The organism is Rheinheimera muenzenbergensis (genome assembly GCF_036984005.1).
GTDB lineage: Bacteria > Pseudomonadota > Gammaproteobacteria > Enterobacterales > Alteromonadaceae > Alishewanella > Alishewanella muenzenbergensis.
Genome location: NZ_JALAAR010000010.1, coordinates 55,979 through 81,102 on the forward strand (window position 1 = coordinate 55,979; position 25,124 = coordinate 81,102).

17 protein-coding genes, 1 other RNA gene and 1 pseudogene are annotated in these 25,124 nt (G+C 48.2%); 11 read left to right on the plus strand and 8 right to left on the minus strand.

The genetic code is table 11. The features are described 5' to 3' along the window. Positions 1 to 70 precede the first annotated feature (70 nt). The gene (tilS, locus tag MN202_RS12550; protein WP_335736473.1) at positions 71 to 1,366 is read left to right on the plus strand and encodes a tRNA lysidine(34) synthetase TilS; all 1,296 of its coding nucleotides are present in this window, start codon (positions 71 to 73) and stop codon (positions 1,364 to 1,366) included. 3 nt (positions 1,367 to 1,369) lie between these two features. Here the strand turns inward: tilS and MN202_RS12555 are convergent, their stop codons facing one another. Beyond that, complete coding sequence (locus MN202_RS12555; protein ID WP_335736474.1) at positions 1,370 to 2,269, minus strand: GGDEF domain-containing protein; 900 nt, start codon at positions 2,267 to 2,269, stop codon at positions 1,370 to 1,372. A gap of 128 nt (positions 2,270 to 2,397) precedes the next feature. Continuing rightward, positions 2,398 to 3,537 carry a patatin-like phospholipase family protein gene (locus MN202_RS12560; protein WP_335736475.1) on the minus strand — a complete coding sequence of 380 codons (1,140 nt, stop codon included), beginning with the start codon at positions 3,535 to 3,537 and terminating at the stop codon, positions 2,398 to 2,400. Positions 3,538 to 3,650: 113 nt separating this feature from the next. On the opposite strand from MN202_RS12560, the gene MN202_RS12565 reads away from it, so the two are divergent. The 3 genes from MN202_RS12565 (at position 3,651) to ffs (ending at position 6,459) form a co-directional block, all read left to right on the plus strand. After that, positions 3,651 to 4,514: a DUF3014 domain-containing protein gene (locus MN202_RS12565; RefSeq protein WP_335736476.1), complete on the plus strand. Its 864-nt coding sequence runs from the start codon at positions 3,651 to 3,653 to the stop codon at positions 4,512 to 4,514. A 143-nt stretch (positions 4,515 to 4,657) separates the two neighbouring features. Then, positions 4,658 to 6,283, plus strand: a complete 1,626-nt coding sequence (locus MN202_RS12570; RefSeq protein WP_335736477.1) for a methyl-accepting chemotaxis protein — start codon at positions 4,658 to 4,660, stop codon at positions 6,281 to 6,283. Between the two features lie 79 nt (positions 6,284 to 6,362). Beyond that, positions 6,363 to 6,459, plus strand: an RNA gene (gene ffs, locus MN202_RS12575) — signal recognition particle sRNA small type. Between the two features lie 29 nt (positions 6,460 to 6,488). Here the strand turns inward: ffs and MN202_RS20595 are convergent. Both MN202_RS20595 and MN202_RS12580 read right to left on the minus strand, forming a co-directional pair. Next, a pseudogene (locus tag MN202_RS20595) lies at positions 6,489 to 6,629 on the minus strand (DUF2496 domain-containing protein); the annotation flags it as partial. Further along, positions 6,622 to 6,882 (minus strand): late competence development ComFB family protein, encoded by a 261-nt coding sequence (locus MN202_RS12580; protein WP_335736478.1) that lies wholly within the window; start codon positions 6,880 to 6,882, stop codon positions 6,622 to 6,624. The pseudogene MN202_RS20595 and the gene MN202_RS12580, both read right to left, overlap by 8 nt. Positions 6,883 to 7,009: 127 nt before the next feature. Here MN202_RS12580 and MN202_RS12585 point away from each other — a divergent pair, with 127 nt between their 5' ends. Beyond that, entirely contained in the window at positions 7,010 to 8,107 is a 1,098-nt protein-coding gene (locus MN202_RS12585; protein ID WP_335736479.1) for a tryptophan 2,3-dioxygenase family protein, read from the plus strand. On the opposite strand, the gene MN202_RS12590 is transcribed toward MN202_RS12585, so the two are convergent. From MN202_RS12590 to dinG, 4 genes are read right to left on the minus strand one after another with little or no spacing between them, the layout of a single operon-like run. Next, the gene (locus MN202_RS12590; protein ID WP_335736480.1) at positions 8,078 to 9,028 is read right to left on the minus strand and encodes a histone deacetylase family protein; all 951 of its coding nucleotides are present in this window, start codon (positions 9,026 to 9,028) and stop codon (positions 8,078 to 8,080) included. The genes MN202_RS12585 and MN202_RS12590 overlap by 30 nt on opposite strands. Then, positions 9,021 to 9,560, minus strand: coding sequence for a primosomal replication protein PriC (gene priC, locus MN202_RS12595; RefSeq protein WP_335736481.1), 540 nt, complete (start codon positions 9,558 to 9,560; stop codon positions 9,021 to 9,023). Before priC ends, MN202_RS12590 begins: the two co-directional genes overlap by 8 nt. Beyond that, a complete protein-coding gene (locus MN202_RS12600) occupies positions 9,561 to 10,343 on the minus strand; it encodes a sulfite exporter TauE/SafE family protein (protein WP_335736482.1) in 783 nt (260 codons plus the stop codon). Between the two features lie 16 nt (positions 10,344 to 10,359). Beyond that, positions 10,360 to 12,396: an ATP-dependent DNA helicase DinG gene (gene dinG / locus MN202_RS12605; protein ID WP_335736483.1), complete on the minus strand. Its 2,037-nt coding sequence runs from the start codon at positions 12,394 to 12,396 to the stop codon at positions 10,360 to 10,362. Between the two features lie 234 nt (positions 12,397 to 12,630). Between dinG and MN202_RS12610 the strand changes: the two genes are divergently transcribed. The 6 genes from MN202_RS12610 to MN202_RS12635 all read left to right on the plus strand — a co-directional run bounded on the left by MN202_RS12610 (position 12,631) and on the right by MN202_RS12635 (position 24,941). Beyond that, positions 12,631 to 15,381, plus strand: a complete 2,751-nt coding sequence (locus MN202_RS12610) for a TonB-dependent receptor plug domain-containing protein (RefSeq protein ID WP_335736484.1) — start codon at positions 12,631 to 12,633, stop codon at positions 15,379 to 15,381. A gap of 192 nt (positions 15,382 to 15,573) precedes the next feature. After that, positions 15,574 to 17,373, plus strand: coding sequence for a putative 2OG-Fe(II) oxygenase (locus tag MN202_RS12615; protein WP_335736485.1), 1,800 nt, complete (start codon positions 15,574 to 15,576; stop codon positions 17,371 to 17,373). Further along, positions 17,370 to 18,140 (plus strand): O-methyltransferase, encoded by a 771-nt coding sequence (locus MN202_RS12620; RefSeq protein WP_335736486.1) that lies wholly within the window; start codon positions 17,370 to 17,372, stop codon positions 18,138 to 18,140. The genes MN202_RS12615 and MN202_RS12620 overlap by 4 nt, the downstream gene beginning before the upstream one ends. A 54-nt stretch (positions 18,141 to 18,194) precedes the next feature. Continuing rightward, a complete protein-coding gene (locus tag MN202_RS12625; protein WP_335736487.1) occupies positions 18,195 to 19,409 on the plus strand; it encodes an aspartyl/asparaginyl beta-hydroxylase domain-containing protein in 1,215 nt (404 codons plus the stop codon). Positions 19,410 to 19,651: 242 nt separating this feature from the next. Beyond that, on the plus strand, positions 19,652 to 22,885 hold the full coding sequence (locus tag MN202_RS12630; RefSeq protein WP_335736488.1) for a TonB-dependent receptor domain-containing protein: 3,234 nt from the start codon (positions 19,652 to 19,654) through the stop codon (positions 22,883 to 22,885). A gap of 127 nt (positions 22,886 to 23,012) precedes the next feature. Then, positions 23,013 to 24,941, plus strand: a complete 1,929-nt coding sequence (locus MN202_RS12635) for an alpha/beta hydrolase family protein (protein WP_335736489.1) — start codon at positions 23,013 to 23,015, stop codon at positions 24,939 to 24,941. The last annotated feature ends 183 nt before the right edge of the window (positions 24,942 to 25,124 follow it).

Genomic DNA, 25,124 nt, shown 5'->3' on the forward strand with positions numbered 1-25,124 from the left:
ACCAGTGCCACTGCACTGGTTTTTTATTTTATGCTAGCCTGTCGGCCTTATCTTAATCTCAGAATTAACTATGCCTGAACTCAGTAGCCAATTTTTGCTGCAGCAGCTGTCATTAACGTCAGAGCATTGCGTAGTGCTGGCGCTTAGCGGTGGCCTGGACTCAATGGTGTTATTGCACTTGCTGAGCCAGGCCCGGGCTGAGCAGCCTTTTGAATTGCAGGCCGTGTATATTAATCATGGTATCAGCCAGCATGCTCAAGACTGGGCAGCGTTTTGTGCCCAGCAGTGTGCTGTGCGTAACGTTCGCTTTAGTCAGCGTAAGGTAGAGCTGGCTGGCCGCGACAATCTCGAATTTAAGGCTCGCACCGCCCGCTATGGTGCGCTGGCTGAATTTGTCAGCTCAGCGCAGCATCTGTTGTTGACGGCGCACCATGCCGATGACCAGTTTGAAAGCTTGCTATTGGCTATTAAACGCGGTGCCGGAGTTACCGGCATGGGCGGTATTAAAGCGGTGCGGCCTTTTGCGGCAGGGCACCTACAGCGGCCACTGCTGGGTATTAGCCGCCAGCAACTGCAGCAATATGCTTTGGCGCAGCAGCTTAGCTGGGTTGAAGATGACAGCAATAGCGACCAGCGCTTTGAACGTAATTTTATCCGCAAGCAGATTACGCCATTGCTAACTGAGCGCTGGCCGCATTTTATTCGAAGTGTGGGCCGCAGCATGGATAATATGCAGCAGCTAGAGCAGTTGTTGCAGGAATACAGTGACGCCGATCTGCAACGTTGTGTGGTAAATGGCAATTTATGTTTAGCTGAATTGCGTAAGTTCAGTATTGTGCGGCAAAACTATATTATCCGCCGCTGGCTAAAGCAGTGGCAGCTAAACCCGTCCAGCCAGTGGCTGGATATTCTGCACTCTGATGTCATAGCGGCCAGAGAGGACGCCAGCCCGATGTTGCAGTTAGAGCAATACCAGTTGCGCCGCTTTGCTCAGCAGCTGCATCTGCTGAGCGAGCAGCAGTGCCGGCCGTCTTTGCAACAGCTCACTTGGCAAGGCGATGCTGAAATCGTGTTAGCCGATCAGTGCGGTCGTCTGCTTTTTTCGGCTGAACCTGGCGATAACGCTATGCCACTTGGTGCCGGCAACACCGAAATAGTATTTGGCCAGTTAAACTTGCGTTTTAAGCCTTATGGTGCAGCGCATAGCAAGCCGTTAAAGCAATGGTTTAAACTGTGGCAGGTAGCGCCATGGCAACGCGCACGCACACCTCTGTTGCTGGTTGATGGCCAGTTACAGCTGGTGGCCGGTTATGGCTCTGCTGTGGCGGCGGAACAGGCCAGCTACTGGGTGAGCTGGCATTGTTGAATGCTAGGCCACCCGTACTGTGCTTTTGCCGGCATTTTTCGCCTGATACAGGGCTGCATCAGCGGCGCTAAACAATAGTGCTTTGTCCTGCTCTGGTTTTAAAACGGCCAGGCCAGCACTGGCGCTTACCTTATAGTCCTGACAGATATGATGCTGATTAATCGCCTTAACAACCCGTCGGGCTACCAGCTCAGCGCTGTCTGCCTCCTGACCTGCCAGCAGTACGGCAAATTCGTCGCCGCCAAAGCGAAACAATTGATCAGAAGCACGCAGGGTATCACGCATAATGTTGGCAACAGCCAGTAATACTTCGTCGCCAGCGGCATGGCCGGCATTGTCATTAACTTGTTTAAAGTTATCAAGATCCAGCAGTAGCAGCGCCAGATGGCTGTTATTTCGTCTGGCCAGCTGGGTGGCACTATTAAACGCATCGTCAAAATACCGGCGGTTACCCAGGCCGGTCAGGGTGTCGCGCATTGCCAGTTGCTGCAGTCGCACCACCACCAGGGCATTGCGCAGCGCAAAGAGCCACTCACTTTCCAGCAACAACAATTCGCGCTGGATCAGCGGCGTAAATGCGTACTCGCTATGGTAGGTGACTTCGGCCAGACATTGTTGGTTTAACACCAGCACGGAACGGTATTCAAAATCAGCCTGCTGCGATCCGCTGGCTGAAAAGCAACCGACCGAGGTTTTTAACTGCATAGACGACAGCGGCAAAACTTTGCCTGCGGCCATCGACACTATATTCAGTTGTTGTTGCAGATCCAACGTGGTTTGTAACTGGCTAACCAGACTTTGCTCCGCACACTGGGGTAAATCCTGCCAATGTTGCACCTTGGATAGTGCTGCATAGCTGGGCGCTGAGTTTAACGCGACATCTTGAACTAACAGGTATTCCATAGTGACAATCCGCTATTTGCTTTGCCTGTACAAAGCAAATAGCGGGCCAATTATATTTTGTATTTAAATACAAGTGTTTATGTCGTGCTGCCGCTGGGGTTGGCTAACGTCGTCAAGCTATTGGCGGCTTATTCGGCAAGAAACTGCATAATAGTTTCCATCTGATTGCAGCCATCTTCATAGCCCAGCTGGATCAGACGACGGGTGTATTGTTGCTCGAATAACAGATAGCTGGCCAGGCTGGAGTCTGAATGTTGGCGAATACCGGTTAAACGTAGCAGGGTACGCACTGGCATCGGTAGTTGCAAGAAATGCTCACTGGCCAGTTGAGCCAAATTCTGGCTTGGGTTAATCAGCAAGCTTTGAATTGGTTTTAAGTCGGACGCTACATTGTGTTTTTGCATTAACGCGATGGTGTTATTTACCCGTTGCATGCGCTCTAAATCAGAATTGAGCGTATCGGCAAAGACAGTATCAAGCAAGTGGCCTGCAATACTGGCTAAGTCAGGATGATGTAACATGCGCTGACTCAGTTCATTTTTGCGTGGGTCGGCCAGGCCAATGATCATGATTTTATCGGCGCCCAGATGAATCGGCGCGCTTAACGGTGCCAGCTGATTTACCGAGCCGTCGCCAAAATACTGCTGATGAATACGCACTGACGGAAATACCAGCGGAATGGCGGCCGAGGCCATCAGGTGATGTACACCAAGCAAAGTGCGCTGGCCGCAACGTTTGGCACGGCGCCATTCGGTGGCGTTGTCGGACTGAAAAAATGTAATAGAATCGCCACTGCTATAACAAGAAGCGGTAACCGACACACTGGATAAGTAGCCACCGACGATATTACGGTCGATACGCTTTAAATCCAGAACCTTAGTTAATAGCTGACGCAGCGGTTTATTATCGAGCAAACTTATCGCCGTTTTGTTGGCGTAGTCAGCCTGAAAGGCACTGAACATACCGCGCATAATTTGCCGGAACACGCGCAGATAATCGGAATAATACACCTGATTCGTATGGAAATTGCGCCAGATCCATTCCACCTTTTTTACACCCAGGTGAAAACAAGACGCATAGCAGGCCAGAGCAGTGCCATTTATCGCACCGGCTGATGTACCGCAGATGATCTGAAACGGCAGTTTACTGCTACGGGGGTATTGCTGCGCGATGGCTTTAAGCACTCCAACCTGATAGGCGGCGCGGGCACCACCGCCGGTAAGCATTAAAGCCGTTTTGCGGCGCGGGTTTACGTCGTTGTCTGACATAGCAAGGTTGAACTTTTTTCCCTTTACAGGCTCATTGCTAAGTATATTGCTGGATTTAATAAAGAATGCAATGCTTTCTCACCATATTACTGGCACCAGACACAGAGGTCGTTATGACAGAGCAAAAAACAGGCAACAACCAGACTTTCTTTTACCTTGGCATTTTCGTTGTCATTATCGCTATTGTGGTTGCGCTGTGGTTGTTACTGGCCAAAGATGAGCCGGCTCCGATCTTGCCCTCAGAGACACCACCTATAGTGACGCAGCCGGTGACGCCGTCTGAGCCGGCAGCTGATACAACCACAGAGCCGGTCGTAGCAACTGAGCGCGCGGCTCAACCAGAGCCAGACCCTGTTGTTGCGGTTGAGCCTGAGGCTATTGCTGAACCACCTTTGCCTGCATTGGATAACTCTGATGCTGAAGTAACCCAGCGGCTGTTAGCTTTGAACTGGCGGCCCGGACTGGCCAATTTATTTGTAACTGAAGAGATGTTGCGCAACCTGGTTGTACAAGCAGACAATATTGCCCAGGGCCAACTGGCAAGCGGTCATCCACTGCTGCAACCTTTATCGCAGCGCTTTAGTGTACCGGCAGGTAAACCTTTGCAGCTTGATGAAGCCAGTTTTGCCCGCTACCAGCCTTATATTCAGTTACTGGAAAGTGTGCCACCGCAGCAGATGGTTGCTTTGTTTAACCGTTACGAACCGCTGTTGCAACAAGCCTTTGCCGATCTGGGCTACCCCGATGAGTTGTTTAAAAACCGTCTGCTGCAGGCGATTGACCTGTTATTAGCCACACCTGAGCTGCAGTATCCGTTGCAACTGCAAAGGCCGTCGGTGATGTATGAATTTGCCGATCCGCAGTTAGAGCAGCTGCCTGCAGCACAAAAGCTGATGTTGCGTCTGGGGCCGGACAACCAGCAGCGGGTTAAAGTGTTGCTGCAGCGTTACCGGCAGGTGTTAGCGTCCGGCGATTGAATCGCCCCGGACCGGGCTTTGGTTATAACCGATGTTATTCAAGCGGGAAAATTTTTTATAAAGTACTGAAAAACAAATGGTCGAATGACAGAACTGACCTATGCTAAATGTTAACAGCTAACATAGGTAAGGAAGGTCAGCAGATGTTAAATAATTTTTCGGTAAAAAGCCGGCTGGCGGTATTGGCAGCAGTACCGCTGGTTATCTTGCTGTTTGTCACCTGGGTGGCGCTGCAAGAAATGCAGCTGTTAAATCAGGGGATTAATAGCCTGTACATGGACAGGGTAAAGCCGCTGCAGCAAATTAAACAGGTGTCAGATGCTTATGCGGTTACTGCAGTAGACACCTTGCACAAATATCGCGGCCAAATTCAGGATAACACAACCGCACTGGCCAATCTTAACCAGGCTTTAAACAGTGCAGAAACAGCCTGGCGCGCCTATAAGCAAACCGAGCTTACTGCTGAAGAATCCCGCCTTGTTACCGATGCAGAGCAGAAAATGACGCCCTTTCTGTCGGCTATTGCCCGCTATCAGCGTCAGCTTAGTGACAACAGCTTGCGCAGTGAAAACGCCGATGCGTTTAATCAGGCGCTGTACCAGGTCGCCGATCCACTCAGCAGTGCGTTGGATAAACTTATCATGTTGCAACTGGAAGAAGCCGATAAGTTTCGCCAGCTAGCCCAGCAGCAGTATCAAAGCTTTAGTTTACTCTTCGGTATCATTTTGGTGGTGGTCTTTGTCTGCCTGGCGTTATTAGGCTGGTTTATTTACCGCTCTATTCAGCATCCGTTGCGGTTACTACAAGGCTGTATTGCCGGTGTGGGTAATGACCTGGATTTGCGCTTACGAGCCGAGGTGCGCGGCAAGGATGAAATTGCCGCCACGTCGCAGGCGCTTAACCTGACCTTGCAGCGACTACAGCAGTTTTTTGCCGATTTGGGCCAGGCCATTACCCAACTTGCTGCTGCCTCAGAGGAAATGAGCCATATTAGTGAACAGGTAAGCAGTACTGCGATGGAGCAGGAGCAAAAAGCGAATTTAATTGCCACAGCAGTAACGCAGATGTCGGCTGCTATTCAGGAGGTGGCCAATAGCGCATTGCGCACTTCTGAACAAGCCAATGAAGCAGACAGCTATTCGCAGGATGGTTTTGCCCGTGTCATGCAGAATATGAGCTCGATTGAGCAACTGTCCGTTACCCTGACCGATGCCGGCAACGTAATTGGCCAGCTTAATTCCGAATCCGAAAAGATTACCCAGGTGCTGGCCGTTATCCGTACTATAGCCGAGCAAACGAATCTGTTGGCGCTCAATGCTGCGATTGAAGCGGCCAGGGCAGGAGATGCTGGTCGTGGTTTTGCCGTGGTTGCCGATGAGGTCAGACAATTGGCCACTAATACCCAAAAAGCCACTGAGTCAATTAAGGGGATGATAGATAACTTGCAAAGCTCTTCTAAACAAGCGGTTGCGTCAATGAGTGAGTCAGGCCGCTTTGCCGACAGCAGTGTCGAAAATGCCAGCAGTGCGGCCGCCGTTATTGAACAAATAAAAAACTCTGTTGCAGCTATCGTGGACATGAATGTGCAAATTTCCACCGCTACCGAGCAGCAAACTATCGTCGCCGAGGACATCAGTAAAAATATCAGTGAGTTTACCGTCAGTATCAGTGAAGTAACCCACAGCGCACGACAAAGTGCCGAAGCCAGCGATATGCTGGCGCAATTGGCGGCGAAGTTGCAGTCGCAAGCTGCCGCATTTAAGGTTTAACACGATACGCTCTTGCAACGGCAAGGGCTTTTTTGCATAATGCGCGCCTGCTGAATATTCAGCAGCGCAATGGTAACCCCATTGGTCCTCTCGCAATACTAGTAAGCGAACCTGGTCAGGTCCGGAAGGAAGCAGCCACAGTTTATGACGTATGTGCCGGGATGTGGCTGGTGGGGTTGCCACCCAAATTTAGCTTTCGGGTAAAATCCTGTTTAACAATCTCCAGCGCATCCAATACCAGTTTAGCGTCCAGCTGATGCTGTTCCAACAGCATAATCAGGTCAACCGCCAATTGGATCTGTGGCGGTGCCTCTGACAGTTCTGGTTTTTTGTCGTGCTCAGACATTGCTGTCAAGAAATTGTCTGGCGCGTGTTACCGCTTCTTTTACTTTCATCTGCATTTCAAATCGCTCACTTTGTGGCAGATAAAACGCCATATCCACTTCGTAGCGAATATAACGCGGCGGTAATAGATTCAGCGAGATACAACATAAATCTGCCAGATATTCGTCGTCTTTTTCGCTATCCAGCCCCAATTCAACAATATGATCCAGCGTTAGCTTTTCGTAATAGTTATGAATATCGTCATCCAGTTTCATGTTTTGCTCCGCGTTAGCTGTTGCTCAGGCAAGCATAATCAGCTTTTGCCTAAAACTCCACCGAAAGATTGAGTTGCGCTGCGCGGCTGCTACAATGCGCGCAGTACTTTTTAAGTGAAGAATAACAATGCAAAAAAATACCACTCCCTGTTACTACGGTGATTATCTGCAGCTGGATAAAATATTAACAGCACAGGCACCTGAGAGCGCCAAATACGCTAATGAAGCCCATGATGAAACCTTATTTATCATTGTGCATCAGGTATACGAGCTGTGGTTTAAACAAATACTGCATGAACTGGAAGCCGTGCTGCAGGTTTTTGCCGGCGAAGCAGTTAAAGATGAACAACTGACTGGCATCGTGCATAAACTAAAACGCGTTATTACAATCCAACAGCTGTTGAACCAGCAGATCGGCGTGATGGAAACGATGACCGCTCAGGATTTTATGTCGTTTCGTGACTATCTGGTGCCGGCCTCTGGCTTTCAGAGTATTCAGTTTAAAATGCTCGAAATTGGTCTGGGTTTAAAGAGTGAATTCCGTATAGATTTTGATAAAAACTCTTTTTATAGCCGGCTGAATGAAAAAGACCGTACTTTTTTACAGCAACTGGAACATCAGCCAAGCTTGTTTGAACGCATTGAAAAATGGCTCGAACGTATGCCGTTTCTTGAACTGGACGGCTTTAGCTTCTGGCAAATGTATCAACAAGCTACCGCAGCTATGCTCGCTGAAGACAAAAGTACTGTGCAGGGCATAGTACAAATTGCAGAGCACGAGCGTGAACTGCAACTGGCTGAAATTGAACGTACCGCAGAGAAATTTGCTGCCTTGCTGGATAAAGACAAATATCAGCAGCTGCAGCAAAATGGCACTTTCCGGCTAAGCCAGCGCGCGATGTTAAGCGCATTATTCATCAGCCTGTATCAGGAGGAGCCGGTATTTAATCTGCCGTTTCAATTGCTTACCTGCCTGACTGAAATAGACGAGCTGCTGACAATTTGGCGTTATAAACATGCCATGATGGTACAGCGCATGCTCGGTACAAAAATAGGCACTGGTGGTTCGTCCGGCCACGACTATTTAAAGCGCACTACCGAGAAAAACCGCATATTTACTGACTTGTTTAATATGGCGACCTTTTTATTGCCCAAAGCTGACTTGCCAGTGTTGCCACCGCAGATAAAACGGCGTTTAGGTTTCTATTTTGCCGGCGAAGTGTGAACCGCACAGCGAAAAGGCGGCTTTAAATAACTGCATATGCAGTTGCACCAGCGCCGCAATGTTGCGCTGGTAACCGCCGCCTATTACCGCAGCAACCGGAGTATTTTGTGAGGCACAGTGCTGTAGCACCAGTAAATCACGCTGATACAATGCTGTGGTAGAAATATCCAGCAAGCCAAGCTCGTCATCACGGTGAATATCAACTCCGGCGTCATATAACACCAAATCTGGTTTATGCCACAGAAGCAAAGTGCTCAGGCTTTGCTCAACCGCTTGCAGATATTCAGCGTCATGGCAATTTTTTGCCAGGCCGATATCCCAGTCAGAACGTTGTTTACGGTAGGGGAAGTTTTTCTCGCAGTGGAGCGAGCAACTGATAATGCGTGGCTCATCTGCTAGCAACAACGCTGAGCCATCGCCCTGGTGTACATCCAGATCAATCAGCAGGATTTTATCGACACCTTGCTGCAGCATGGTCTTAGCGGCGACGACTAAATCATTAAACAGACAAAACCCTGAGCCTTCGGCATAAAACGCATGATGATAACCACCGCTTAAGTGCAGCGCTATACCATGTTGTAATGCCAATTGCGCCGTTAGCACTGTGCCGCCAACAGAATAAAGTGAACGTTGATATAGCTGTGCAGACCAGGGGAAACCAATGCGGCGCATCGCTCTGCTATCAATACTGCCATCTGACAAGCTTTGAATATACCTGCGGCAATGCACTGCGCAGAGCTCGTCGGGCGTTATCGCTGCCGGAGTTGTAAAGTGTTGTGCCGGGATCCGCAGCTGCAATAAGCGCTGAAACAGCTGGCGGTATTTGTCTATTGGGTAGCGATGGCGCTCAGGCAGTGCCAGTTCGCTGTAACAGGGGTGGTAGACCATTGCCGGTAAGTCTGGCAGCGCAAAATCAGCCACGACGCTCCAGATCCTGTATTTGCCGCTCTATTTCAGACAAGGCTTTACGGCAACGGCCCAGCCTGGCATGTAATGCCAGCGTTCTGGGCACTGCATCCGGGGCATTGTCGCGGTTAGCCAGGGCTATCATGTCCAACAGGCGGCGCTCAAACTGCTGTGTATCGCTAAGTTGTTGGTACAGTTGCTGGCTGCTGGCGCTAACCTGTTGCAGCACGGCCTTGGCTTTGGTTACTTTAGCGCCGGGTGTGCGGCGGGTATCGACATTACGAAAAGCCCGGGTCAGGGCGCTGGTTTGTTCGCTCAGGCGCTGCACCAGACGCTGCCGGCTGGCATTGCTCAGTGTGTTGTCGCTCAGATGTCGCAAGTTGCGCTGGGCATCGGCGACATAATCGGCTAAATGCGGCGAGCGACAGCTAAACAGGCTGCTGTCAAACCAGTTCTGCGGTTTACCAGCATTGGGCTTGGCATCTAGTTGTTCGGCCTGTTGCCTGAGTTGTTGCAGCTGATGCTTTAGCGTAGCCAGCAAATCCATTTAGTTACTCCAGGCCTGCCAGGCTAGCCGCACGGCAATGGCGATAACCACGCAAATAAATACCGGCCGGATAAAGCGGCCGCCAAATTTTATTGCCGAATGTGCACCAATCCAGGCGCCCAGCATCAGACACAGGCCCATGGCAATACCCAAACCAAAGTTAACATGGCCCAGCATAATAAAGGCCACCAGCGAAAAGCCATTGCTGATAAAATTCATGCTGCGCGCCACACCACAGGTTAGCAACAGATTAATACGATACAACGCCATCGTTGACACCATCCAGAACGCACCGGCGCCCGGGCCTGCTATGCCGTCATAAAAACCCAGTGTCAGGCCTTGCACACGCTGCTGCCAAAACAGCTTTTTGTCTGGCAGCGGTAAGTCCAGTTTGTCATCGGGCTGCATACGGCTAAACAAGCTGTAAACTGCCGCCAGTAAAATAACGACCGGCAGGATTTTTTCCAACGCCTCTTTGCTTAGTAGGTCTACCGCTATAGTACCCAGTATTGCGCCTATCGCGGTGTAAAGCAGGCTGCGGCGCCAGAACACGGGGTTAAATAATTTTTTCCGGTAATACGCCAGTGACGCAGTAAAAGAGCCAAAGGTTGAGGCCAGTTTATTGGTGCCCAACGCCACATGTGGTGGCAAACCGGCGGTAAGTAGTGCAGGCACCGTAAGTAACCCACCGCCACCGGCTATAGCGTCGATAAAACCAGCGGTAAAGGCAACCGCACATAAAATAGCCAACAGACTGGGATCAGCTGCCAAAACGTCAAACACGGCGTTGTCCTGTTATTTAGTAATCAATGTTACGGGAAAAGGGGGGCAGTGCGTTTAACATGGCGCTGCCATACGACTTACTCACCAGGCGTCGATCAAGAATTACGATACGGCCCTGGTCTTGTTCTTGCCGCAGCAGTCTACCACAGGCTTGCACCAATTTTCTCGACGTTGCCGGTATTGTCAGTTGTAAAAAGGCATTACCGCCTTTTTTAGTGACGGCTTCAGCCAGGGCTTCTTCCAGTGGCGACGTCGGTACCGCAAACGGCAACTTGGTAATAACTAAATTTGTCAGCAAATTTCCCGGCAAATCTAAACCTTCGGAAAAACTTTGCGTACCAAATAATATACTTGTCCTGTTATGTTTACAGTTTTCGCCATGCAATTGTAATAACGCTTGCCGTGATGCTTCGCCTTGTACCAATAACGACAGGCCAGCCTTTCGCAACGCCTCGGCAACCTGTTGCATTTGCCAGTACGAGGCAAATAACACCAGGCTGGCCTGATTATCGGGTAAAAAATCAGGCAATAAACTGATTAATTCTGCGGTATAAGCTTGCTCTGTCGGCTCTGTGTTCATTTTAGGGATCACAATGCGGCCTTTTTCTGCATAAGCAAAAGGTGAGGCGACCTGCAATGTTTTTACACCTTCAAAGCTGGTTAAGCCCAGATCATATTTAATGTATTGGAAAGAATTCAGCGCTGTGAGGGTGGCAGAGCACAGCACTACAGCAAAAGCATCATTAAACAGCAGTTGTTCCAGTTTGCCTGCCACGCCTAAAGGGCTGGCATGGCCAATAAGCTGTTGGTTATTTAACTGCTCAACCCAACGCGCTTGCTGCACGTTTTTATCCTGGGCTACGGCATAAAGTTGCCAAAGCGCTTGTTGTTGCTCCAGTTTTTGCTGCAGATAACCCAGCTCTTGTAACAAGTTAAGGCTTTGTTTTAACGGTAAATTTTGTCCAGTGATATGTTCCTGCAAATGTTGTTGCACTTTTTCCAGTTGATTTAAAGCCTTTTGGCTACAGCTTGCTAACTCTTCAGCTTGTTGCTGCATAACCTTTGGTAAGGCGGCATCAACAAAGCGAAAACTATTATTATCGGCAAACCAGCGAGCTTGAAAAGCTTTTACGCAGTGTTCAACAGGCTTTAACAATGCTGCCAGCTCATTGCAGCTATCTGCCAGCCGTACGATGTCTTTCATAACCGCTGCGCTGAGTAGCGCAATCAGTTGTTGCAACATAATACCAGCTTTGTCTAGCCAGATGTCATTGTGGTTAAGTTGGGCGTGAGCTGCAAAAAATTCACGGGCACTGTGCGGTAAATGATGAGCTTCATCAATGACATAAATGGTATCTGCCGGTGCGGGCAAAATGCTGTTGCCGCGGGCTAAGTCTGCCAGCAGCAGGGCATGATTAACCACTAACACATCGGCCGATTCCAGCTCAGCCCGGGCCAGGTGAAACGGGCAATTGGCATGGCGGCGGTTAGCTTTACTGCAATGTAACGGGTCGGCAACGATGCGCTGCCACAATGGCTCTGCAAGTGGCTCTGCAAGTGTATCCCTGTCACCCAGCCATTGCCGCTGCTGCCACTTATCTAGCAATACCTGCCAGTCGAACTCTGCAGTCGTTACTGTGGCAAACAATTCAGGGTGTTTTTGCTGCTGACGCAGCCGTTCTATGCAGGCATAACGCTGGCGGCCTTTAACCAGGCTGAATTCGAACAATAATTTGCTATGTTTTTGAAAAAAAGGCAGATCTTTATTAACAAGTTGCTCTTGCAGTGCCACGGTTGCAGTTGCTATCACCAGTTTTTTCTTTTGCGCCAGTGCATAGGGGATCGCCGCCAACATATAAGCCAGGGACTTACCGGTGCCAGTGCCGGCTTCAATCAGGCCGATTCGTTCATGCTTGTGGTAAGTACCGGCAATAATCTTACTTATCTCCGCTACCAGCTGATTTTGACCAGCCCTTGGCTGATAGTTGGGTAAAGCGGTTTTAATATTACCGTGAATGGCCCGGATCTGATTTTTCAGCGACTCTGTTAACATAACGTCTATGTGTATTTATACAGTTGTTTTAGTGTATATGTTATTCAGATGTTGAGCGACAATTTTAATTGCAATTTGTTCCGTAAAGCTGTTGACCCTACGGAAAAGTTACGTTTATTATCTGGGAGCGACAAATCGGAGGTTTTCCGAGACGAGCTGAGTACCAGGCGCTATGAACGGTTGGTAACTGAGAAAAACAGAATCACTAGCTAAGAGTGATCCAGGGAGAAATACATGTATACGAATAATAAATTAAGCAAAGCAGTGCGTTTGGCGATCGCCTTTGGTGCTGCATCTGCTACCGCGTTTACCGCATCAGTTAATGCAGCTGAAGAAGATGTAGTTGAAAAAGTAGAACGGATCGAAGTAACTGGTTCGCGTATTAAACGTACCGACCTGGAAACTGCCAGCCCGATTTCAGTTTTCTCTGCTGAAGATCTGGAAACTGCCGGTTTTGCCACGTTAGAAAAATTCGTTCAGTCACTGCCAGCTGTAAACGGTGCTGCTCAGGGTTCAAACATCAACAACGGTAGTAATGGTAGTGCAACAGTATCACTGCGTGGTCTGGGTGCTGGCCGTACGCTGTTACTGGTAAATGGTCGTCGTACTGCATTTAGCGATCTGAACGCCATCCCAATGTCATTCGTTGAGCGTGTTGAAGTACTGCGTGACGGTGCATCAACGGTATACGGTTCTGACGCTATCGCTGGTGTTGTTAACTTTATCACTAAAACTGACTTCGAAGGTGCTGAGTTCGTTGCTCAATACGATATGACAGGTGAAGCTGATGGTGAAACCACCAAGCTGGCTGCGACTGTTGGTACGTCAAGTGACAAAGGCAACGTAGTACTGTCACTGGAATACACTAACCGTAACCCTATCGGTCAGAAAGACCGTGCCTTCTCTGAATGTCCTTTAGCTGATGACGGTAACGGTGGCGTAGCGTGTTTCGGTTCTGGTACAACCGCTATGGGTACCTGGACGTCATTAACACCAGGCACTACTTTCACAGGTATGGTAGTTGACCCGACTACTGGCCAACCGCGTAAGTTTAACGCAGCAACAGATGCGTTTAACTTTGCAACTGCCAGTTACATGGTTACACCACAAGAAGTATTTTCTATTAACGCCGCAGCTAGCTACCAGTTAACTGATGATACTCGTGTGTTTATGGAAGGTGGTTTTACTAACCGTCAATCAGATCAGTTAATGGGTGCTGAAGGTACTTTCTGGGGGCAGGTAGTATCTGCAGACCACCCGAACAACCCTATCGGTGAGCGTCTGGTTATTAACCGTCGTCTGGAAGAAACCGGTGGCCGTGCTTTCACACAGGATTTCTCTGACTACCGCATGGTGCTGGGCTTAGATGGCTTCCTGGATAATGGCTGGTCATGGGATGTGTCATATAACTATACCCGTTTTGTTGATACCCGCGTTGACTTCGGTCGTGCTAACCCGAAACGTTTTGCTAACCTGACTGATCCTACACTGTGTGCAGCAGATGCAGCTTGTCCTGGCCTGTGGAACCCGTTTGTTGCAGGTACTTTGACCTCTGACATGATCGATTACGCTTTCCTGCCAAACTCACCGGTAGTGCGTGGCGGTACCAGACAGTTTAACGCCAACTTATCTGGTGATTTAGGTTCAATTGAATTACCTGCTGGTCCGGTTGCCTGGGCTGCTGGTGTAGAAAAACGTTGGACAGAGTATCTGTTCCAGCCTGACGGCGCTGCTCTTATCGGTGAAATTTACTCGGTAGCGGGCGAGAAAACTGAAGGTGCTTACGATGTAGAAGAAGCTTACGTCGAAGTTAGCGTACCTTTATTAGCTGATTTACCAGGTGTAGAATCTCTGAACCTGTCTGCAGCGATACGTAGCTCTGACTACAACTTCCTGGATCGCACTAACAATACTAAAATCGGTCTGGAATATAAGCCGTTTTCTGGTTTATTAGTACGTGCAACCCGTGCTGATGGTTTCCGTGCACCAAGCATCACTGAACTGTTTGCGCCACAACAAGAGTCTAACCTGCCGTACAACGAGCCGTGTATCGGTTATGGCTTACCAGGTGCAACGCAAAGCGCCAATGTAAAAGCAAACTGTGCGGCCGATGGCCTGCCAGCTAACTTTACACTGTCGTCTAACCAGTCTTCTTCTCTGACAGGTGGTAACCCTAACCTGACACCAGAAGAGTCTGAAAGCTTAACTTTCGGTGTGGTTTACACGCCTGAGTTTATCGAAAACTTCAGCATCGCGTTAGATTACTTCGATATCGAAATCACTAATGGTATCGGTACCGCTGGTACCAGTAACATCATCAACGGCTGTTACGAAAGCGCTAACTTCAGCAGCCCACTGTGTGCTCTGTTAATTGGTGCTGCGGCAGTTGACCGTATTCCGTTACCAACTTCACCACGTCGTGATGTGTTAGGTGCGATGTCGGGTATTCTGGTAACGAATGCTAACTTATCAACATTCAATACCACTGGTATTGACTTTGACGTTAACTATGCATTTGATGCCGCTGGCGGCCGCGTAAAACTGCGTTTAGATGGTACTTATCTGAACGAGTATAACTACGAACCGTTTGCTGGTGCTGAGACAGTTGAACTGGCTGGTTTCTACGGTGAAGATAACTGGGAACAAACCACAGCAGCGTTTGCTGAATGGCGTGCTAACTTCACTGCTGGCTACACCGCTGATAACTGGAGCCTGAACTGGACTGCCCGCTTTATGTCAGGCACCTATGATCAGACCGTTGATCTGGAAACCAGTACTAACACCAGTAACTATGCAAACTCTGTGATTTATCATGACGTGCAGGGTAGTTACTACTTTGACAACTACACCTTTACTTTTGGTGTGCGTAACCTGTTCGACAAGCAGCCGCCATACACCACTAACAACAACGACATGAACACCGTAAGCCCGTCTTACGACTTAGCCGGTACTTACATGTACGGCCGCGTTGTAGTTAAGTTCTAATGTGACTGCAGGCAAGCTAATTGCCAAATGAAAAAAGGAGCCGCAAGGCTCCTTTTTATTATCTGTTCTGGTCAGAAATTTTTCGTTTTATTGATGTACATTAAAGCGTTTTGGCTTGTATACCCTGCACAATACCGGGATGATAAGTTTGCATAGCAACCTTTTAAAATGCAGTTCGGTGAAGGTATGTAAATGACATTACAGCAATTATTTCAACAGGCTCTGTCGTGCTATCAACGCAACAACCTTACTGAAGCCGCAGAGTTGCTCAGAGCGATTACTCGGGCAGCTCCGCGTCATCCGGCGGGCTGGCATTTACTGGCGCTGACATTACGTAAGCAGGGTAACGTCGACGACAGTGAGCGTTGCTTTAATACTTGTATGCAGCTCAATCCGGCTGATGCTGACGTCTTGAATAATTTTGCTAATCTGAAACGGCAACAACAAAAGACGGTAGAAGCTGAGCAGCTATTCCGCCGCGCTATTACGTTAAAGCCCGGTTTTGTTGATGCCTGGTACAACCTCGGTTTGCTCTTAAGTGTGGCACAACGCTATGACGCATCGACTGAATGCCTGCGTAAAGTGCTTAGTTTACAACCCGGGCATAAATCTGCCTTGCTGGCTTTGGCCACGCAATATATGCGTATCGGCCAACTTGATGAAGCCAGTGCATTGCTGCAGTATGGCGCTGCGCAGCATCTGCATGACGGCGATATTGGCTTACTCACTGCAGAGTTATTGCGTAAGCAAGGCCATTTTACTGCTGCCATTGAAATGCTGAAGCTCTGGCAACAGCCGGCAGCAATCAAGGAGCTGGCTTTGTGTTACTGCGCTGTAGGGCAGGCTGATCGAGCAAAGCAGCTGATTGACCAGCAGCTTGAGCTAACACCAGCTGATCCCGCCTGGCTGCACTTATATGCCGAGATAGGCTGGCAAACTGCAGATACTCACTGGTTGGATGCCTATAAAATAGCGTTGCAGCATCAGAATGTACCCGATCTGGTTTATCTGGAGTATGCCAACAAGTTACAGAAAACCGGCGATTTTAGCACTGCGGAGCACATAGTTGATACCGGCCTAAAGCGTAACGCAGCGCATAGCGGCCTGCTATTGCTAAAGGGCTATCTGCGCCGTGAAGCCGGAGCTTTTACCGAAGCATTAACGTGGTTCGCAAAAAGTGCGGCAACTGCAACTGACGCTACAGAAGCGCGGAGTGAACAAGTGCCGGCTTTGCTGGCTTTACAACAATTTTCGCAAGCAACCTTGTTAGCGCAACAACTATGTGCAGAGAAGCCGCTAGATCAGGCGCGCTGGGCTTTGGCAGCCGCCTGCTACAAATTTGGCCAGAAAAGCGAGAACTATAGACAGCTCTATAACTTTGATCACTTTATCGCGGCTTATGAGCTGATGCCACCGCCAGGCTTTAGCGATATAGCTGACTTTAACCAGCAGTTACTACAAAAGCTGCATAGTTTGCATGTTAGCAGTCAACACCCTTTGCAACAGTCGTTGCGTCAGGGGACCCAGACTGAAGATCATTTATTTTGTTTGCAGGACGCCACTATACAGTCACTGCAACAACAAATATCTGCTGCTGTCGTGGAGTACATAAAATCCTTGCCAGACGACAAACAGCACCCGTTTTTACAACGTAAGACTAAACATTTTTTATACAGTGGTGCCTGGTCTGTACGCTTACGGCAACAGGGGTTTCATCGCAACCACTATCACGGCGATGGGTGGATTAGCGGTTGCTACTATGTCAGCATTCCTTCAGCGGTCAACATCGCTGGCAGTGGTTGGATTAAGTTTGGTCAGCCTGAATTAGGTAAGTATCTGGTCAGCCAGCCAGACTACTTAGTTAAGCCCGCAGCTGGCCTGCTGGTGCTGTTTCCTTCCATGATGTGGCATGGCACCGAGCCGTTTAATGATGAACAATACCGTGTTACCGTGGCGTTTGACATAGTGCCGCAATCGCAAGAGGACGTATGATGGATCAAAATAAGAATATGTTCTGGGGGAGCTTCAGTGCCGGACAGGCATCTGATGACAAACTCAGGCGTCATCCGGAAGCCATTGAGATGTCGCGTGCGGAAATGTTTCTGGCGTCATGCAGTAACATTTTACGCAATGTATATGGTTTTACTACAGCAGTAGAAAAGGGCTTTGCGGCCGATGCAGCGGGCAAGCCGTTACCCTTGTTTACTTACCCCGCTATTGAATACCTGCAGCAATTTGACCTGACCGGTAAAAGCATCTTTGAGTACGGTGCGGGTGGTTCAACATTGTTCTGGCAACAACGCGCTAAGGCGGTGGTCAGTGTGGAAAATAATGCCGGCTGGTATAACCATCTTAAGCCGCAATTAGCAGCGAACGTACAGTTGCATCTGGCAGAGGGGGATCAGTTCCCGTGGTTTATTGAGCAACAAGCAAACAATTTTGACATCATTATTATCGACAGTGCCGGTTATCGCTATGACTGCGCTTCGGTGGCTGTGAGTAAGTTAAACAGTGGCGGCTTGATCATTTTGGATAACGCCGACTGGCATCCAAATACTGCGGCCTTGTTGCGACAGCAAGGGCTATTGCAGGTTGATATGACAGGTTTTAAACCGGGCGAGTGTCATACGTCTACCACTTCGTTGTTTTTTCACCGCGAGTTTAATTTTACTGCCAGCGCCGGGCGGCAACCTCATTTTGGCATGGGTGCTAAATTGATCCATTCCGCTGACTGGGATAAACCCTATGCTAAGCGCTAAGGTTCACCAATTAACAATGTTATCAGGCGCTTTGGGCTGCCGGAGTGCTTTAATATGACATCTACTACACAGCTCAACAAGGCGGCTTTAGCGCAGCAGTTGCATGCACAGTTACAACAGGCTGTTGCAGCTAAGGACAGCTTTGACGTCATTTGTCTGACTGAGCAAATCCTCAATTTAACGCCGGCTGATGTTGGTTTGCATCAGCTACTTGGTGAAGCCTTTCCGTTGCTGTCAATGCGGGACGATGCCGCGGTTAAGCTACAAAGCCTGGTGGACAGCTATCCGTATGCCTATTCCAGCCGATTAGTGCTGGCCCGCTATCTGGAAATGGCTAACGAGGTTGAGCAGGCATTTCGGCATTACTTAATTGCGATAAAATCAGCGAACCTACGAGGATTCTGGCTCAATCAGGCCTCAACGGCGCCTTGGGCCAGGCCTTTTGTTGGCCATGCCAACAGCTTTACTGAGACGCACCGCCAGCAACAAGTCAGAGAGTGGCTGGAGCCGTTACAACAGCGCTTTGGTCGTGAAGCCATGCAGCGAGTGCGCAAAGCTATGCTGATGTATAGTGGCGAACTGCCACTACAAATTGCAGACAGCCGCCAGGCGCCAACATTTTTATATATTCCGGATTTACCTGTAGCGCCGGTGTTTGACCGTAGTTTGCTGCCTTTTGCCGAGCAATATGAATCCGCATTCAATGATATAAAATCTGAAATGCAGGCTGTGCTTGGCAGTAAAGATAAGTTCAGTCCGTTCCAGCAAGAGCAGCATGGTAATTCTCTGACGGCTGGTGGAGACTGGGATGCCTATTTTTTCCACCGTCATGGCGAGACCTATCAGCAGCATCATCAGCAGTGCGCTAAAACATCAGCCGCTCTGGCTGAATTGCCATTGGTACATATAGCAGCCCATGCGCCGGAAGTGTGCTTCTCGTTAATGACACCAGGGGCGCATATTCTGCCGCACCGCGGTGTCACTAACAGCAGGGCCGTGTTGCACTTTGCGCTGCAGGTGCCGCCTCAGTGCCGGTTAAATTTGTGTGACATAGGCGAGCTGCAGTGGCAGGAAGGTAAAATATTTGCTTTTGATGACACCTACCTGCACGAAGCCTGGAACCGCAGTCAGCAGCAACGTATCGTATTATTGGCAGATATCTGGAATCCGTATCTGGAAATGGAAGAACAAATCGCAATAACGCAACTTATTGAAAATATTGGAGTGTTAAATAAAAGTACTGCAGGGATTGCTACAATAGATAGTTAATTGTAAGCAATTGTATACGTGAGTTGCATTACTGACACAGTGTTAAGCAACAGTTCATTTGCTAATTCCCGAAAATGTATTGACCCCTTCGAAAACTTACGTTTATTATCAGACAGCTCCGTTGTGTGTGACTAGCGGAGCTTTTTCCGGGTCAGGCGGTTGCGCTGCGGGAGATAACTCAATAAACGTACAAAAACGTACAAATAGAATCACTATAGAGTGGTCCAGGGAGAACATGATATATGTACAACAATAACAAAATTAGCAAGGCCGTGCGCTTAGCTATTGCGTTAGGTGCTGCGTCAGCGATGGCATTTAGTGCAACAGCTGCAGCACAAGCAGCCGAAGAACAAACGGCTCAGCAAACTGCGGTAGATTTAAAAGAAGTTGAAAAAGCTGAAAGTGCGCCTGAACGTATTTCGGTTACAGGTTCTCGTTTAAGACGCGCTGAGTTTTCTAATGCGTCACCTATCCAGGTTATCAGTGGTGATATTTCTCGTGAAATGGGTTTGATGGACACAGCATCAATGCTGCAGTCATCAAACCAGGCTTCAGGTTTGCAGATAGATAACTCCTTTGGTGGTTTTGTACTGGACAATGGTCCGGGTGCAAGCACTATCGCGTTTCGTGGTTTAGGTGCTGACCGTACTTTAGTACTGATCAATGGCCGCCGTATGGCTCCGGCCGGGGTGGGTGGTGCACCAAGTTCGCCAGACTTAAACTTAATTCCTGGTGTTATGGTTCAGCGCATTGAAAACCTATTTGACGGCGCATCAACAGTATATGGTTCTGACGCCATTGCTGGTGTGTCCAACGTCATTTTAAAGAAAGATGTTGAAGGTTTTGAGTTTGCCGCATCTTACAGGCAGCCAAAAGGTGTAGGTGGCCAGGAAAAAGTGGTTTCGGCAATGTGGGGTACCACAACCGACAATGGCTTTATCACTATTGGTGCTGAACTTTTAGACCAACAACGTCAGACCAATGCTGGTTTTGCTTTTAACAATGGTTGTGATAACCGCATTTATGAAGCAGAAGATGGCAGAATTATTAAACGTTCCAGTGGCTACGGTCCGGCGCCACAAGGTGACGTTGAAACCTGTGATGTTTTCCCGCTAACAAACCGTATTCAATTAAATGATGGTTTCTTTGGCTCACTATATGCCACGCCAGGTTCTAGCAACGTTGGCATTCCGGGCTTTTCTGAAAACTCACTGCCGTTGAGTTTGGCTGGACGTTTCCCTGGTTGGGTTGGCGCAGATTCAAACTACGATGGTATAAACGACTTCACCATGATTGATGGCAATGGTGATGGTTTTAACGATGTTGATTTAACCGACCCGTTTTATGCTTATCAAAAGACAGACACCTACCGTAATGGTGATCATATCGCTGGTCTGGAGCGTTTAAGTGTCATGTTAAACGGCGAGCACAATCTGCAAGACGCCAATGACACCGTGGTTTATTTTGAAGGCTTATACGCAAGACGCGAAACTGAAGTAAATAGTGGCGGTGGTGGCCAATTCTTCCAATGGGTAGAAGCGGATAATCCATTTAACCCTTGTGGTGAGTACAGTGATATTAACTGTCGGGCTGCCTATGGTGCAACTCAAGCCGCTATGGCCGTGCGGCCAATTTTAAATATTCGTGGTGATCGCGATTTTACTGACGTATCAGTAGAGCAGTATCGTGCGGTTGTTGGTGTAACAGCCAGCTTACCTGGTTTAGAATCTATGGGTTTAAACAACTGGGTATATGACGTTTATGCTTCGCACAGTGCTTCTACCGGTAAAGATCGTCGTCAAGGCATTAGCCAAGAGCGCCTGGATTATTCATTAAACACCAGCCGCATCATTGGTGAAGGTGATGATGCTTATGTGGTTTGTGGTACAGGTAACGATGGCTGCGTACCAGTAAACCTATTTGGTGCTAATTTGTATCAGTTAGGTGGTGGTCAATTCACTGACGCTGAAGCGGCGTATTTGTTTGTCGATCGTTCAATGAAAACCCGTGTCGCTCAAACTATAGTGAACGGTTATGTAACAGGTGATCTTTTCACCTTACCTTGGAATGACGAAGCTGTGCCGTTAGTGCTGGGTGCTGAGTATCGCCGCGATCGTATTTCTACAGAAGCAAACGATATTACTACGCAAGGTGGTTTACACAACTATTTCTCTGACGGTGGCGCTGATGGTGCTCGTAGCTTGAAAGAGTTTTTCGCCGAAATGGAACTGCCGCTGTTAAAAGGTGCTAAGTTTGCCGAAGAGCTGACGGTAACGGCTGCAATTCGCAGTTCAAACGAATCGTTCTATGATGCGGCAACCACCCACAGTTTGAAAGCGGTATACCGTCCGGTTGATTGGTTAACATTACGCGCGACGAAAGGTACATCTTTCCGTGCACCTAACCTGCGCGAGCGCTTTTTAAACGGTACAACTGGTTTTAATACCATTACCGACCCTTGTGTAGTGCCGGAAGCTGCACGTATTGTTGACCCGAATAACCCTCAGGGCGCTGCAGGGTACGATGCATCAAAAGATACTCGTACTCAGGCAGTATTGGCTTCTTGTACAGCTGCGGGCCTTGACCCGACTAAGCTGGGTATTGCCGGCTCAGGTTCACTGAACTTCCTGCCTGCAGGCAGCCGGGAGATTATTACCGGTGGTACTACCGAGCTGAGTGAAGAAACATCAACCGCTAAAACCTTTGGTTTTATCTTAGATCAGAAATTTAGCGATGACTTTGAGTTAACCTTCTCTTACACGCGTTTTGATATCGAAATTACCAACAGTATTGTAGAGCCGTCAGCAACCTACTCTGTGGGTCAGTGTTATGGCGCCGATGTTAACCCGGCATTCTGTAATCGCATCACCCGTGATCCGGTATCTAACCGCATTACGATGATCGATAGCAGCTTTATCAACGTTGGTTTGGAAACCTCTAAAGGCGACGACTATAACTTGTTCTATAAGCAAGATTTTGTTGTGGCTGAGAAAAACCTGACGGTTTCTTTAGATTTACAAGCGACCAAGATGCGTGAAGCAGTGACCGATATACTGGGTACTGTGGATGACAACGTAGGTGAAGCGGCATTCCCGGAATGGCGCGGTATGGCATTATTAACCACGCGTTATGACGATTTCCGCTTAAGCTGGAAGGCGCGTTACATCAGTGGCGGTCAGTTAGATGATCAAGGTACCTTTACAGCTAATACTGTGGCTTGTACCGGCTTAACTAACTCTGCTGGCGAACCATTGAAATGCCGTCCGCTGTCGTACACAGAAGATTACTATGTGCATGACGTTTCGTTCGGTTATAGCTTCGATAACTTTGAAATTTCTGCCGGCTTACGTAACGTGTTTAACGAGCGTCCGCCACTGGCTGATCCTTCAGGTGTGTTCTCTAACAACAACATCCCATTGGGTGTTGGTTATGAAGCGCCAAGAAGTGCCTTTGTTAATTTCAGTATGAAGCTGTAACAGCTATTTACTTAATAAATGGCCTCTTTTGAGGCCATTTTTTTGTAAACATAATTAATGACGTTAAGCGGTTGAGTTGTTAATTATTCGACTGCTTAAAATTATTTTCGAAAACGGAAACGCAAAAATGAAAACATTACCCATCTTAGTTGCATTGATCGGGTTTGTATCAATGCCAGATAGCTATGCTAAAGACGTAGCGGCGCCAACTGTTGCGCCATCAGTCGAGCCTTTTACTATAATGCCAGCCTTGCGAACGGTTTCTGTATCTCCTAATGGTAAGAAGCTGGCCGTAGTAAGAGCCACCAGTAAAGACGGCGACTACATTATTGAAATTATTGACGTAACAAAAACGTCGGCTGACCCTGTCCGGTTGGGCGCAGATCACATGTTGATTTCTGGCGTTAACTGGCTTAGCGACGACAAAGTATTAGTGCTGTTTCGCCAACTGATGAAAAGCGGCGCCACTAAGCGATGGGTTAACAAAGTGGCTATTACCAACGCTGACGGTAAAGGTGGCTGGTTAGTGCCATTTAAGGATAACCCAAGAGCAGGTTTTACCGTTGTCGATCTGTTGCCTGATAATCCGAAAGAAATTTTAGTTGAAGCAGATTTGGATGACAGTAAAGGCCATCCGAATGTTGTCAGATTCAATGTCAATACCGGACGCAGTGTGACGGTATTCCGAGGAAACGATAAAGTTAACGGTGGCTTTGTCACGGATGCAGACGGTGATATCAGAGCAGGTTCAGGATTTAACTTATCCGAAAATGGAATTAACCTGTTTATCCGCGCTAAGGGCAGTGACGATTGGAAATTGCTGAAAACTGTATCGCCGAAAAGTCGTGAAACTTTTGATGTGGTAGGTTTTAGTAACGAAAATGCTAACGAAGTCTACGTTATTGCCAATATGGGCGAAGATACAACAGGTCTCTACATTTACGATATTCAAAAAGATAGCTACTCTGAGCGTTTATTCGGGCTTAAAGATATTGATATCGATAATATTACTTTAGATAGAAAAGACAACTTGCTTGGTGTGCGTTATACCGATAAATGGCCAACACATTATCATGTTGATGAACGTGCTGCGCAGCTACATGCCAGTATGGAAGCGCAATTTCCCGGCCAGCTAATCAATATTGTAAGTACCTCGTTGGATGAAAAAACGGCTGTTGTGATGGTTGTTTCACCAAAGAATCCAGGTACCTATTATTTGTTTAGAGAAAATAAATTGCTGGAGTTAGGTAAACGGCATCCATTGCTAACCGAAGATAGGTTATCTGAGGTGAAGTATGTTTCATACAAAGCCCGCGATGGTTTGGAGATTAAAGCTTATATTACCGTACCAGCTGGTAAAGGTCCGTTTCCGGCGGTTGTCTTACCACATGGTGGTCCCTGGGTACGTGACACTGTTGTATATGATGAGTGGTCTCAGTTATTAGCAGCTCATGGTTATGTGGTAATACAACCAAATTATCGTGGATCTACCGGCTATGGACTGGCGCATTGGACAGCCGGCGACAATAACTGGGGCCTGAAAATGCAAGACGATTTAGATGATGCGGCTAACTTTTTAGTCAGCGTTGGTCTGGCAGAAAAAGACAAACTGGCTATGTTTGGCTGGAGTTACGGTGGTTATGCCGCTTTTGCTGCGTCGTCCAGAGAGAACAATATTTACCGCTGTGCAATCGCCGGAGCAGGCGTCGCTGATCTCAGTAAAATAAACGCCACATTAAATGACAATAGGTTTTTAGCGCGTCTGCAGCGGCCAACAATTTCTGGTGTAAACCCAATTGAGCGCACGCAGCAGGTTAATATTCCTCTGTTGGTTGTGCACGGTGATATCGACGTCAGAGTGCCTGTGAGCCATAGTCGTGATTTTATGGAAAAAATAGATAAAGCCAATAAGTCAGTGCGCTATGTTGAACTGGCTGATGCAGATCATTTTTCTGATACGCTATTTCGCGAGCACAAGGTTGAATTTTATGGCGCTTTGTTAGGTTGGTTGGCAAACGAATGTACACTGCCTACAGCTAATAATAAAGCCAAATAAAATTAACCGGGCGAGAACAGACATTTAATCAATGTCGAGCCGACTGCAGACGACGGGCTGATTTAACTGCCCTGCAGCTGTTACTCCAGGGCCTACAGATTTGCTGCTGTAGGCCCTTTTCTTTAGATACATACTTGCTACTTGATGCCCTAATGATAACTGACGTCGCCAGTTTTATGAGCG